Origin of the sequence: Aeromonas sp. S8(2024) (assembly GCF_041403085.1) — a bacterium.
GTDB lineage: Bacteria > Pseudomonadota > Gammaproteobacteria > Enterobacterales > Aeromonadaceae > Aeromonas > Aeromonas dhakensis.
Window position 1 is genome coordinate 61,895 of record NZ_JBGLRF010000005.1, and the last position, 13,526, is coordinate 75,420.

At 60.3% G+C, this 13,526-nt stretch carries 10 protein-coding genes and 5 tRNA genes; 6 read left to right on the forward strand and 9 right to left on the reverse strand.

Annotated elements, in window-relative coordinates:
- Positions 1–53: 53 nt before the first annotated feature.
- Positions 54–1,124, reverse strand: coding sequence for an LPS export ABC transporter permease LptG (gene lptG / locus ACB031_RS14705; RefSeq protein ID WP_010636091.1), 1,071 nt, complete (start codon positions 1,122–1,124; stop codon positions 54–56).
- Positions 1,125–1,265: 141 nt separating this feature from the next.
- Entirely contained in the window at positions 1,266–2,378 is a 1,113-nt protein-coding gene (lptF, locus tag ACB031_RS14710) for an LPS export ABC transporter permease LptF (protein ID WP_005305138.1), read from the reverse strand.
- 172 nt (positions 2,379–2,550) lie between these two features.
- Here lptF and pepA point away from each other — a divergent pair, with 172 nt between their 5' ends.
- From pepA to pbpG, 6 genes are all read left to right on the forward strand, one after another.
- Positions 2,551–4,059, forward strand: a complete 1,509-nt coding sequence (gene pepA, locus ACB031_RS14715; RefSeq protein ID WP_005305141.1) for a leucyl aminopeptidase — start codon at positions 2,551–2,553, stop codon at positions 4,057–4,059.
- Between the two features lie 162 nt (positions 4,060–4,221).
- Positions 4,222–4,677: a DNA polymerase III subunit chi gene (locus ACB031_RS14720; RefSeq protein ID WP_010636089.1), complete on the forward strand. Its 456-nt coding sequence runs from the start codon at positions 4,222–4,224 to the stop codon at positions 4,675–4,677.
- 65 nt (positions 4,678–4,742) lie between these two features.
- On the forward strand, positions 4,743–7,607 hold the full coding sequence (locus tag ACB031_RS14725; protein ID WP_371139827.1) for a valine--tRNA ligase: 2,865 nt from the start codon (positions 4,743–4,745) through the stop codon (positions 7,605–7,607).
- A 185-nt stretch (positions 7,608–7,792) separates the two neighbouring features.
- Positions 7,793–9,085: a hemolysin family protein gene (locus ACB031_RS14730; RefSeq protein WP_025201157.1), complete on the forward strand. Its 1,293-nt coding sequence runs from the start codon at positions 7,793–7,795 to the stop codon at positions 9,083–9,085.
- 18 nt (positions 9,086–9,103) lie between these two features.
- Entirely contained in the window at positions 9,104–9,769 is a 666-nt protein-coding gene (locus tag ACB031_RS14735; RefSeq protein ID WP_005305157.1) for a DedA family protein, read from the forward strand.
- 138 nt (positions 9,770–9,907) lie between these two features.
- The gene (gene pbpG / locus ACB031_RS14740; protein WP_005305161.1) at positions 9,908–10,735 is read left to right on the forward strand and encodes a D-alanyl-D-alanine endopeptidase; all 828 of its coding nucleotides are present in this window, start codon (positions 9,908–9,910) and stop codon (positions 10,733–10,735) included.
- Between the two features lie 485 nt (positions 10,736–11,220).
- On the opposite strand, the gene ACB031_RS14745 is transcribed toward pbpG, so the two are convergent.
- The 7 genes from ACB031_RS14745 to ACB031_RS14775 form a co-directional block, all read right to left on the reverse strand.
- Positions 11,221–11,297 (reverse strand) — tRNA-Arg (locus ACB031_RS14745).
- 28 nt (positions 11,298–11,325) lie between these two features.
- Positions 11,326–11,402, reverse strand: a tRNA-Arg gene (locus tag ACB031_RS14750).
- 28 nt (positions 11,403–11,430) lie between these two features.
- Positions 11,431–11,507, reverse strand: a tRNA-Arg gene (locus tag ACB031_RS14755).
- 99 nt (positions 11,508–11,606) lie between these two features.
- Positions 11,607–11,683: transfer RNA gene (locus ACB031_RS14760), tRNA-Arg, on the reverse strand.
- A gap of 3 nt (positions 11,684–11,686) precedes the next feature.
- Positions 11,687–11,779: transfer RNA gene (locus tag ACB031_RS14765), tRNA-Ser, on the reverse strand.
- A gap of 214 nt (positions 11,780–11,993) precedes the next feature.
- The gene (gene csrA, locus ACB031_RS14770) at positions 11,994–12,182 is read right to left on the reverse strand and encodes a carbon storage regulator CsrA (RefSeq protein WP_005305164.1); all 189 of its coding nucleotides are present in this window, start codon (positions 12,180–12,182) and stop codon (positions 11,994–11,996) included.
- Positions 12,183–12,275: 93 nt separating this feature from the next.
- Complete coding sequence (locus tag ACB031_RS14775; RefSeq protein ID WP_005305167.1) at positions 12,276–13,523, reverse strand: aspartate kinase; 1,248 nt, start codon at positions 13,521–13,523, stop codon at positions 12,276–12,278.
- Positions 13,524–13,526: the final 3 nt, after the last annotated feature.

Sequence of the window (13,526 nt, forward strand, 5' to 3'; positions counted from 1 at the left end):
CGCGATGGCCGCCTTTGTCAGCAGCGCCACCGCCCTCACAACCCTTCAGGCAGCTACTGCTTGCGGCTCAGGATATAGAAAGAGATGCCGCCAAACAGCAGGCTGGGCGCGATGGCCGCCAGGATCGGTGGCACCGCGTACACCAGGCTGATGGGGCCGAACACCCGATCGCTGACGTAGACGGCGAAGCCGGTCATGATCCCCATCAGCATCCGCGCGCCCATGCTGACCGAGCGCAGCGGGCCGAAGATGAAGGAGGAGGCCAGCAGGATCATCGCCACCACCGAGAGCGGTGACAGCAGCTTGCGCCACATCTCCAGCTTGTAGCGCCCAGCATCCTGCTTGTTGGCATCCAGATAGCCGATGTAATCCAGCAGTCCCGCCACCGGCAGGTTTTCGGGATCGACGCTCACCACCCCGAGCTGTTTGGGGGTGAGCTCGGAGCTCCACTCCATCTGGGGCTGGGTCTCGCTCAGGATCTGTTTGGGATCATCAAAACGGGTCACCTGCACCTGCTTGAGCAGCCAGTGATGCTGCTCGAACACCCCTTCCTGCGCCTGCAGGATATCGATCAGCTTGCGCTCCGGGGTGAAACGGTAAAGGGTGATGCCGGTCAGCGCGCCATCGTTGCGCACCCCGTTGATGTTGACGAAGTTGTTGCCATCCCGCGCCCACACCCCGTAAGCCGACACGGTCAGCCGCCCTTCCGACAGGGCCCCCGCCTTGATGTCATCCGCCATCCGCTTGGCGATGGGCGCCACGTACTCCCCCATCAGCCCCACCAGGATCATCAGCGGGATGGCGGTCTTGAGCGCCGCCATCACGATACTGATCTTGGAGCGGCCCGCCGCCTGCATCACCACCAGCTCCGAGCTAGTCGCCAGCTGGCCCAGACCGATGAGGCCGCCCAGCAGGGCCGCCAGCGGGAAGAAGAGCACCGCCTCTTTCGGCATGGAGAGCAGCACATAGTAGAGGGCGCTGAGCATGTCGTAGTTGCCTTCCCCCACCGACTTCAGCTGCTCCACGTACTTGATGAGCGCCGCAAGGCCCACCAGCGTGATCTCACACAGCAGGACCGACATGAAAATGATCCGGCCGATATATCTATCGAGAATGCCAAACATCAGCAGAAACTCCCCGGTTGCAGCATCATGCTGATTTTTTCCTCAAATACAGACACATGGAGCGGGGGCGACAGCAAAATGACCCGGTCGCCATGTCTATCGAGAATGCCAAACATCAGTAGAGACTCCCAGATGACAACATCATGCCGATTTTCTCTTGAAATAGAGGGTCTTGACCCCGTTCCACCAGCTGGTGCCCTGCAGGTTGAGCGGCAACCCGATCAGCAGCAGATAGACCAGCGGCACCAGGAACATGCCGGGCCAGTGCGGCAGCCGGCCGCTGTCGATGGCTGAACGGGCGGCGCTGAGCAGCAAGAAGTAGGAGAGGTAGAGCAGGATGGCCGGCAACAGCTTGGCATAGCGGCCCTGACGGGGGTTGACCCGCGCCAGTGGCACCACCAGGAAGGTCAGCACCAGAATGGAGAGCGGCAGCGACAGGCGCCACTGCAGTTCGGCCATCAGCTGGTTGTCCTGGGTGCCCAGCAGCTCCATGGTCGGCTTGGCCGCCGCCTTGCGGTTGGAGCGCTCCATCTCCTGCTGGCGGATCACCAGGCTGTACTCGTCGAATTCGGAGATCTGGAACTGGCGGGTATTGAAGTGCCCCTCGTAGCGGGAGCCATCCTTCAGGGTCAGCCACTGCAGACCATTGCTGTCGACCGTGACCACCCCTTCGGTCGCCACCACCACCGACGGCGGTTTGCCATCCTGGGAGCGCTGCAACACGAAGATTTTCTGCAGTTTGGAGCCCTTGTCGTTCAGGTCCTGGATGTAAGCTACCAGGCGCCCCTTGTCGAGCTCCATGAAACGGCCGGCCTGCAGGAAGGAGATCCCCGGATCGGCCTTGAACTCGTCGATCACCTGGTACTCGCGCTCCTTGGCCTGCGGGGCCACCCAGCCGGTGTTGAAGGCGGCGACGGCCGCCGTCAGCAAGGCCAGCACCATGGCGCTGCGCATCACGAAACGGTGGCTGAAGCCCACCGCATGCATCACCGTCATCTCGCTTTCGGCGTAGAGGCGCCCGTGAGCGAACAAGATGGCCAAAAACAGGCTGATGGGCAGCATCAACAGGGCCATGTTGGGCAAGTTGAGCAGCAGCAGGGTGGAGACCAGGCGCGTCGGCACCTCACCATCGGCGGCATCGCCGATGATCTGGATGAATTGCTGGCTGACGAAGATGAGCAGCAGCACGAATAATACCGCCAGCTGGGTTTTCAGGGTTTCCCTGAACAAATATCGGAAAACGATCACAGTCATTCCCAAGTAAACTTGTGTTTTTAGTCGAATGCCTGAAAAATAGGGCCGTATATTGGATTTTTACCAGTTTGAACTGCGGGGCCAGTGCCTGTTCGCTCCGCCTCTGATACCCCAACAAGCACCGCATTATTCAATAAAAGGTGCCTTTTGTCTTTAGGATGTAGGAGATTCCATGGAGTTCAGTGTAAAGAGTGGCAGTCCTGAGAAGCAACGCAGTGCCTGCGTCGTGGTCGGCGTATTCGAGCCGCGTCGCCTCTCTCCGGTTGCCGAACAGCTGGACAAGATCAGCGATGGCTACATCAGCTCGCTGCTGCGCCGTGGCGACCTGGAAGGGAAACCAGGCCAGATGCTGTTGCTGCATCAAGTACCGGGCGTGCTCAGCGAGCGCGTGCTGCTGGTCGGTTGCGGCAAGGAGCGGGAACTCGATGAACGCCAGTACAAGCAGATCATCAACAAGACCATCACCACCCTCAACGAAACCGGCTCCATGGAAGCGGTCTGCTTCCTGACCGAGCTGCACGTCAAGGGGCGGGATACCTATTGGAAGGTGCGCCAGGCGGTAGAAACCACCAAGGCGGGCCTCTACAGTTTCGACCAGTTCAAGACCAACAAGGCCGAGCCGCGCCGTCCGCTGCGCAAGCTGGTGTTCAACGTGCCGACGCGTCGGGAACTGACCATTGGTGAAAAAGCCATCGCCCACGGCCTGGCCGTGGCGAAAGGGGTGCGCGTCTGTCGCGACGTGGCCAACATGCCGCCCAATGTCTGCAATCCGGCCTATCTCGCCTCCCAGGCCCGTCGTCTGGCCGATGCCTTCGACAACATCACCACCAAGGTGATCGGCGAGCAGGAGATGGCCGAGCTCGGCATGAACTCCTACCTGGCGGTAGCCCGTGGCTCCGACAACGAAGCCATGATGGCCATCATCGAATACAAGGGTCATCCGGATGCCAAGCCCATCGTGCTGGTCGGCAAGGGATTGACCTTCGACTCCGGCGGCATCTCCATCAAGCCGGCCGACGGCATGGACGAGATGAAGTACGACATGGGTGGTGCTGCCTCCGTGCTCGGTACCATGCACGCCCTGGCCCAGCTGCAGCTACCCATCAACGTCATCGGCGTGCTGGCGGGCTGCGAGAACATGCCGGGTGGCAACGCCTATCGCCCGGGTGACATCCTCACCTCCATGTCCGGCCAGACCATCGAAGTGCTGAACACGGATGCGGAAGGCCGCCTGGTGCTGTGCGATGCGCTGACCTACGTGGATCGCTTTGATCCGGAAACCGTGATCGACGTGGCCACCCTGACCGGTGCCTGCATCATCGCCCTGGGTCACCACACCACGGGTCTGCTGGCCAACCACAACCCGCTGGCCCACGAGCTGCTCAATGCCTCCGAGCAGGCGGGTGATCGCGCCTGGCGTCTGCCGCTGTTCGACGAGTATCAGGAACAGCTGGAGAGTCCGTTTGCCGACATGGCCAACATCGGCGGTCGTCCGGCCGGTACCATCACCGCCGCCGCCTTCCTGTCACGCTTCACCAAGAAGTACAACTGGGCCCACCTGGATATCGCCGGGACCGCCTGGAAGAGCGGCAAGGAGAAAGGCTCCACCGGGCGTCCGGTGCCCTTGCTGACCCAGTTCCTGCTGAACCGGTCAGGGGTGGACATCGAAGAGAAGGAGTAATTTCCGCACCTCGCCCGGCGATGCCATCGGGCGAGCGGAAGTTGCCCTACACCACAAGGAAGAGGCCCGCCTCTTCCTTGTTTCATTGAGGGTGGGCAGGAATACCCCCTGCCCGTCCTTACCGGCGGTCAATTATCCGTCACCGCAAACGGGATCAACCTGATGAGCCAAGTGACCTTTTACCTGATGAGCGAACAGGATGACGCGCAGGCCTCTGCCGTCGAGCGACTCGCCTGCAGCCTTGCGGCCGAGTCGTGGGGGGCGGGCCACCTCTATCTGTTCTGCGACGATGAGGCTCAGGCCCTGCGCCTCGACGAGCTGTTGTGGCAGCTGCCGCCGGAGCGCTTCGTGCCGCACCAGTTGCAGGGGGAGAGCGGTCAGGCACCGGTGGAGATCGGCCACCAGCCGCCACGGCGGCGCTACGCCCGCCTCATCAATCTGGCCAAACAGACACCTTTGTTTGCAGGACACTTCGCTCAAGTGGTAGATTTTGTCCCCACTGACGAAACGCAAAAGCAGCAAGCCCGCGAGCGCTACAAGCACTATCGCCAGGCAGGCCACACCCTCGAGATGAGGGATCAGCCCGTCCTTGCCGCACCGGATCCGGCGCAGCCCTGACTGCGCCGCCTGTGATCCACCACGAATCAACACCAGAATCCATCCATCCAGATTACGGCGAGACCATGGAAAAGACTTTTAATCACAACGCCATCGAACAGGCGCTCTACCAGCACTGGGAAGCTCAGGGCTACTTCAAGCCCCACGGCGACACCAGCAAAGACTCCTTCTGCATCATGATCCCGCCGCCGAACGTCACCGGCAGCCTGCACATGGGTCACGCCTTCCAGCAAACCCTGATGGATACCCTGATCCGCTACAACCGCATGCAGGGCAAGAACACCCTGTGGCAGGCGGGTACCGACCACGCCGGTATCGCCACCCAGATGGTGGTTGAGCGCAAGATCGCCGCAGAAGAGGGCAAGACCCGCCACGATTACGGCCGGGAAGCTTTCATCGACAAGATTTGGCAGTGGAAGGAAGAGTCCGGCGGCACCATCACCCGCCAGATGCGCCGTCTGGGCGACTCCGTGGATTGGGAGCGCGAGCGTTTCACCATGGATGAAGGCCTCTCCGCCGCCGTGCAGGAAGTGTTCGTCCGTCTCTACGAAGATGGCCTGATGTACCGCGGCAAGCGCCTGGTGAACTGGGATCCCAAGCTCAATACCGCCATCTCCGATCTGGAAGTGGAAAACCGCGAGATCAAGGGTCACATGTGGCACCTGCGCTACCCGCTGGCCAACGGCGTCAAGACCGCCGAAGGCCAGGATCACCTGATCGTCGCCACCACCCGTCCGGAAACCATGCTGGGTGATACCGCCGTCGCGGTGAACCCGGAAGACCCGCGCTACAAGGCGCTGATCGGTCAGCACATTCTGCTGCCGCTGGTGAACCGTCTGATCCCCATCGTCGCCGACGAGCACGCCGACATGGAGAAGGGCACCGGCTGCGTGAAGATCACCCCGGCCCACGACTTCAACGACAACGAAGTGGGCAAGCGCCACAACCTGCCGATGATCAACATCTTCACCCTGGACGCCCACGTGCGCGCCGAGGCCGAAGTGGTTGACTCCAACGGCAACCCCAGCACCGCCTATGACGCCACCCTGCCGACCGAGTTTGCCGGGATGGAGCGCTTTGCCGCCCGCAAGGCCATCGTCGCCAAGCTGGACGAACTGGGCCTGCTGGCCGAGATCAAGGATCACGTGTTGCAGCAGCCCTACGGCGATCGCGGCGGCGTGCCCATCGAGCCGATGCTGACCGACCAGTGGTACGTGCGCGTGGCCCCCATGGCCAAGACCGCCATCGAGGCGGTGGAAGATGGCCGTATCCAGTTCGTGCCGAAACAGTACGAAAACATGTACTTCTCCTGGATGCGCGACATTCAGGACTGGTGCGTCTCCCGTCAGCTGTGGTGGGGTCACCGCATCCCGGCCTGGTATGACGACGCCGGCAACGTCTACGTGGGCCGCAACGAAGATGAAGTGCGCGCCAAGCACAGCATCCCGTCCGTGACCGTGCTGCGTCAGGACGAAGACGTGCTCGACACCTGGTTCAGCTCCGCCCTGTGGACCTTCTCCACCCTGGGCTGGCCGAATAACACAGAGGCGCTCAAGACCTTCCACCCGACCGACGTGCTGATGAGCGGCTTCGACATCATCTTCTTCTGGATCGCCCGGATGATCATGATGACCATGCACTTCATCAAGGACGAAAACGGCCAGCCGCAAGTGCCGTTCAAGACCGTCTACATCACAGGCCTCATCCGTGACGAAGAAGGCCAGAAGATGTCCAAGTCCAAGGGCAACGTGCTGGATCCCCTCGACATGATCGACGGCATCTCGCTGGAAGATCTGCTGGAGAAGCGTACCGGCAACATGATGCAGCCGCAGATGGCCGAGAAGATCGGCAAGCGTACCGCCAAGCAGTTCCCGGAAGGGATCGAGGCCCACGGTACCGATGCCCTGCGCTTCACCCTGGCGGCGCTGGCCTCTACCGGTCGTGACATCAACTGGGACATGAAGCGCCTGGATGGCTACAACAACTTCTGCAACAAGTTGTGGAACGCCTCCCGCTACGTGCTGATGAACACCGAAGATCAGGATTGTGGCTTCTCTTCGCAAGGGAATGGTGGCGAGATGCAGTTCAGTTTGGCGGATCGCTGGATCCAGTCCCAGCTGCAGGTGGCCATCCGTGACTTCCGTACCGCCCTCGATACCTACCGCTTCGACATCGCGGCTGGCGTGCTGTACGAATTTATCTGGAACCAGTTCTGTGACTGGTATCTGGAGCTGACCAAGCCGGTGCTGACCAAGGGTTCCGAGGCCGAGCAGCGCGCTGCCCGCCACACTCTCGTGACCGTGCTGGAAACCCTGCTGCGTCTGGCACACCCGATCATCCCGTTCATCACCGAGACCATCTGGAAATCGGTCGCCCCGCTGGCCGGCGTACACGCCGACACCATCATGATTCAGGCCTTCCCGGAGTTCGACGCCGCCAAGGTGGACGACGCCGCGATGGCGGATCAGGAGTGGGTGAAGGAGTTCATCGTCAGCATCCGCAACATCCGCGCCGAGATGAACGTAGCGCCGAGCGTCCCGCTCAACGTGCTGCTCCAGTGCGATGCCAAGGATGCCGAGCGTGCAGCCGACAACGAGGCCTTCCTCAAGTCGCTGGCCCGTCTGGAATCCATCCGCGTGCTTGGCGAAGGTGAAGCCGCGCCACTGTCGGTGAAGAAGCTGATCGGGGCCACCGAGCTGCTGATCCCGATGGCCGGTCTCATCGACAAGGATGCCGAACTGGCCCGTCTGGCCAAAGAGGTTGCCCGTCTGGTAGGCGAGTGTGGCCGTATCGAAGGCAAGCTCGGCAACGAGGCCTTCGTCGCCAAGGCACCGGAAGCGGTCATCGCCAAGGAGCGCGAGAAGCTGGAAGATTACCGTCTCCAGCTGACCAAGCTCGAAGCCCAGCAGGCCGAGATCGCCGCGCTGTAAGCCGGCATCCGCCTCGCAAAGCCCCCTCCTGCAGGGGGCTTTTTGTTACCCGCCCGCCACCATTCCCCCTCATTTCGCGCCTTGTCATACAAAATTAGCGAGCCAAATCACCCGCTTTCACAAGCGCAGCGCCCCCAAATTCATTACACTGCCAGCGATCTTTCTACTAGGAGTGCTGCCGCAGTATGGAAATATTGATCCTGTTTGGATTGATTTTGCTCAATGGCGTTTTCGCCATGTCGGAAATCGCCATCGTCACCGCACGCAAGGCACGCCTCAGCAAGATGGTCAGCGAAGGGAGCCGCTCCGCCGCCATTGCGCTCAAGCTGAGCGAAGATCCCACCCATTTTCTCTCCGCGGTGCAGATCGGCATCACCAGTATCGGTCTGCTCAACGGTATCTATGGCGAATCCCTGCTGGCCCAGCCGCTGGCGCTCTGGCTGCAGGAGTGGGGCATGACCCCCAAGAGCAGCGGCCTCATCGCCACCGTGCTGGTCATCGTAGTGGTCACCTATCTCTCCATCGTCATCGGCGAACTGGTGCCCAAGCGGCTCGGCCAGATCAGTGCCGAGCGCATCGCCTGCCTGGTGGCCCGCCCCATGTTGTGGCTGGCCGCCCTTACCCGTCCCTTCGTCTGGCTGCTGTCGGCCTCCACCAAGGCCAGCCTGCGACTGCTGAGAGTCAGCCAGGATGCCAGCGCCAACGTGACCCAGGAGGAGATCCACGCCATGCTGGTGGAGGGTTCGGAAGCCGGGATCATCGAGGATCATGAGCACACCATGCTGCGCAACGTGTTCCGGCTCGACGAACGCAGCCTCTCCTCGCTGATGGTGCCGCGCAGCGACATCCGCTATCTCGACCTCGCCCTGCCGCTGGAGGTCAACCTGCAGCGGCTGGTGGAGTATCGCCACAGCTTCTTCCCGGTCTGCGACGGCAACCTGTCGGAACTGGTGGGCATCATCAACGTCAGCAAGGTGCTGCACGCCTATATCAAGGGTGAGCCCATCGATCTGGCGGCATTGACCCAGGATGGCAGCCTGCTGCCTGAAACCCTCAACGGCCTCGAGCTGCTCAACCACTTCCGCACCCACTCCGAGCACATGGTGCTGGTGGTGGACGAATATGGCGAGTTGCAGGGACTGGTCACCCAGCAGGATCTGCTGGAGACCCTGGCCGGCGACTTCCAGCAGGAAGATGGCGACGACAACTGGGCTTTTCAGCGTACCGACGGCAGCTGGCTGCTCGACGGCCTCATTCCACTGCCGGAATTGAAGGACTGTCTGGGACTGGTTCGGCTACCGGAGGAAGAAAAACATCACTATCACACCCTCGGAGGGCTTATCATGCTGCTCCTTGGTCGTGTTCCCCAGACGGGAGACCTGGTCACCCTGGAACAGTGGCAACTGGAAATCGTTGACATGGATGGTTTGCGCATCGACAAGGTGCTTGCCATGCCCTTGCTTGATCAACCCAGCTAACCTGCGGAGTTTGCAACTATGGAACAGTTTTACCAACTGGCCCACGCCTTTATGCATCAGGATCTGGTGACGCTATCCGATCCCAAGATGGCCTTCATGGTCTGCGGTGTGTTATTGACCTTTCTGGTGCTGGAGAACGGCTTCATTCCCACCGCCTTTCTGCCTGGCGACAGCCTGCTGATCCTGACCGGCGTGCTCATCTATCAGGACGTGCTCTCCCTCGGGGTGATCCCGCTGCTGATCCTGGCCACCTTCGTCGGCACCTGGCTCGGCTACATGCAGGGGCGTTTCCTGGGCCATACCCAGCTCTACCACCGGCTGCTGTCTCATGTGGAAGAGAAGCACCAGCAGAAGGTTTACTACCTGCTGGACAAATACGGCATCGTGACCCTGATCACCGCCCGCTACATCGCCTTCGTGCGCACCGCCTACCCCTATATCGTCGGTGCTACCGAACTGCCCCAGGGGCGCTTTCTCATCGTCAATCTGGTCAGCTCCATCATGTGGATCTGCCCGCTGGTGGGTTTCGGCTACTTCCTCAGTCACACCAAGCTGGCTGCAGAGTACCAGTCCCAGTTCCTCAGCATCATTCTCTGCCTGCCGATCGTGCTGCTGGTCGGCGGTTTGATTGCGCTGATCTGGCGCTGGCTGAGCAAACGCAAAGCCAGTGCGCCACGGGATTGAGGCAAAGAGAGAGGGTCATCGAGAGATGGCCCTTTTTTTAGCGAAATAATGGTGATTTACCCGCTGGCACTCTTGTCAAGCGAGGGTAAAAATGAGTGAATCTAGCGCCTTTTTTTCCATGTGAACGGAGTCGGTAGTATGCGGTGTCGGGTTAGCGCTATGGCGCTGGTTTATGCATTGGTTGGACTGCTGGGACTGCCAGCAGCATTGGCTGCCCCCAACCCGGCCAAACTGCAGCTGCAATCGAGCAGCGCACTGGTGATGGATGTCAGAACGGGCAAGACCCTCTACCAGAAGAATCCCACCCAGGTGCGTCCCATCGCCTCCCTCACCAAGCTGATGACGGCGCTGGTGGTGCTGGATGCCCGCCAGGATCTCGGCCAGACCCTGACCATCGACCAGAACGACAGAGACGCCATCAAACACACCTATTCGCGGGTTCGCATGGGCACCCAGGTGACCCGCCGCGATGCCCTGCATCTGGCGTTGATGTCCTCTGAAAACCGCATGGCCTCGGCGCTTGCCCGCCACTACCCAGGGGGCCGTCCCGCCTTCATCCGAGCCATGAACAACAAGGCCAAACAGCTGGGCATGCGCAACAGCCGCTTCTACGACTCCACCGGCCTGTCGACCCGCAACGTCTCCACCGCCCAGGATCTGGCCAAGCTCATCGCGGCGGCCTACCGCCAGCCGCTGATCCGCGAGTTCACCCAGGACACCAGCAAGGACATGCGCTTTCGCACGCCGGCCTACAGCCTGATGTTCAACAACACCAACCCGCTGGTGAAGAACCCGGATTGGGACGTGCGCCTCTCCAAGACCGGTTATACCGACGAAGCGGGCCGCTGCCTGCTGATGCGGGCCAAGCCGGACAATCAGGAGCTGGCCATAGTGCTGCTCAACTCGGTGGGCAAACGCACCCCCATCGGCGATGCCAACCGCATTCGCAAATGGCTGAAAAGCTGACACCCGGACTGCGGGGATGAAAAAGGATGCCGCGGCATCCTTTTTTATTGCCTGCAAACCGCCTCTGCCCGCCTCTGAGCGGGTTTATCAGCGGAAAGGGGCGTGGGTTGACCGAGAACCAAGGGATGCACACAGGACGCGATAACGCGAAAGTCGGCGCAGTGGGCCGCAGGAGGCAAAGAGAGGCGCCAAGCGCCCGTCATGCTGGCTTGGAAGCCCTTGTGTCACAGGGCTGCAGGTTGCCGGATGGGTGAGCGCGATCTCAGCAGCGAAGCCACAGAACTGAAGCAAAGAAGCGAAGAGGTGAAGAGACGAAGAGACGAAGAGACGAAGAGACGAAGAGACGAAGAGACGAAGAGACGAAGAGACGAAGAGACGAAGAGACGAAGAGACGAAGAGACGAGTATCAAGCCACCCGGGTCGTATCCCATACCTGGAGCGGCCATATAAAAAAACAGCCCCGACCGAAGTCGAGGCTGTCTGTATGGTGCGCCCGAGAGGATTCGAACCTCTGACCACCTGGTTCGTAGCCAGGTACTCTATCCAGCTGAGCTACGGGCGCTCATCAACTTTTGGTACTGCTTTCAAAATGGTGCGCCCGAGAGGATTCGAACCTCTGACCACCTGGTTCGTAGCCAGGTACTCTATCCAGCTGAGCTACGGGCGCTCACAAACTTTTGGTATTGCTTTCAAAATGGTGCGCCCGAGAGGATTCGAACCTCTGACCACCTGGTTCGTAGCCAGGTACTCTATCCAGCTGAGCTACGGGCGCCCTGATTTAAAGCGATAAAAAAAGCTTACTCAACAGTAAGCCTTTTTCAGTTGTACCGGCTTGCTGATTGCCAGTACATGACTCATCGTGAGTCTAATATGGTGCGCCCGAGAGGATTCGAACCTCTGACCACCTGGTTCGTAGCCAGGTACTCTATCCAGCTGAGCTACGGGCGCAAATGGCGGAGAAGGGGGGATTCGAACCCCCGATGCGGGTATAAGCCGCATACTCCCTTAGCAGGGGAGCGCCTTCAGCCTCTCGGCCACCTCTCCGTTTGCGGGGCTGATAATACTTCACAGGGATTTTTAGTCAAACACTTTTTTGGAGAAAAAAGTGCGTTCGCTCGGTATTTGGCCAAAGCGTGGAATATTCAAGCAATATCGACACTTATCCCGCTCTTTCGCCCCCTGCGACACCATTTTCGGCGCTCCGAAAAAACAAAAGGCGACACATGAGGTGTCGCCTTGTCACAGCCATTGATGCCGCTTAGAAGCCGGATTGACCCGGTACTTTCTCGGCCTGGATGCGCTGATAGATCTCTTCGCGGTGCACGGAAACTTCTTTCGGTGCGTTCACGCCGATACGAACCTGGTTGCCTTTCACGCCCAGCACGGTGACAGTCACTTCGTCACCAATCATCAGGGTTTCCCCTACACGACGAGTCAAAATAAGCATTCGCTTGCTCCTGTATCCTGTTTTGTATTTATATCGATATGCGACATTATCTTACAAAGATACCGATATGGTAAATGGTTGAAACTAAATCAATCAGGGATTGTTTCCCAAGGGCTGCTCATGAGGCTCCTGATCCAGCCCAAAAGCGGAGTGCAAAGCACGCACTGCCAGCTCCAGGTACTTCTCGTCAATCACCACGGATATCTTGATTTCAGAGGTGGAAATCAACTGCATGTTGATCCCCTCCTCGCCCAATACCTTGAACATGGTGCGGGCGACGCCAGGATGGTTCCACATCCCGACTCCGACGATGGAAACCTTGGCGATCTCACCGTTGCCCTGCACGCAGGCGGCCCCCAGCTCGCTGGCGGTCTCCTCCAGCAGGGCGCGCGCCCGGCGATAGTCATCGCGATTCACCGTGAAGGTGAAATCGGCGGTGCCATCGCCCAGCGTGTTCTGCACTATCATGTCGACATCAATGTTGGCGTCGCTGATCGGATTCAGGATCTGCGCTGCCACGGTGGGCCGGTCCGGCACACCCAGAATGGTCAGGCTGGCTTCGTTGCGATTGAACGCTATCCCGGATACCAGGGGAGCTTCCATCCTCTCACCTCCATATGTGATTAACGTTCCCTCTCCCTCGACAAAGCTCGACAGCACCCGCAGCGGCACGCGGTACTTGCCCGCGAACTCCACCGAACGGATCTGCAGCACCTTGGCGCCCAGGCTGGCCATCTCCAGCATCTCCTCGAAGGTGATGGTGTCGAGACGACGCGCCTTGGGTTCGATGCGCGGATCCGTGGTATAGACCCCGTCCACGTCGGTAAAGATCTGGCACTCATCGGCCTTGATGGCCGCCGCCACGGCGACCGCCGTGGTGTCGGAGCCACCGCGCCCCAGGGTGGTGATGGCATTGTGCTCGTCACGACCCTGGAAGCCCGCGATCACCACCACCTTTCCCGCGCCCAGTTCAGCCTGAACCCGGTCGGTGTCGATGTGGGTGATGCGCGCCTTGCCATAGGCGGAATCGGTATGAATGCGAACCTGATCACCGGTCATCGAGACCGCGGGGCAACCGCGTTTGTTCAACGCGATGGCCAGCAGCGCTATGGTGACCTGTTCACCGGTGGAGACCAGCACATCCATCTCGCGCCGGTTGGCATCAGGATCCAGCTGCTGGGCCATGCCCAGCAACCGGTTGGTTTCGCCCGACATGGCGGAGACCACCACCACCACGTCATGTCCCTGGGCGCGGGTCTGTTCGACCCGCTCAGCTACCGCCTCGATCCGCTCCAGCGTGCCGACCGAGGTGCCGCCGTACTTCTGTACATAGAGTGCCACAGA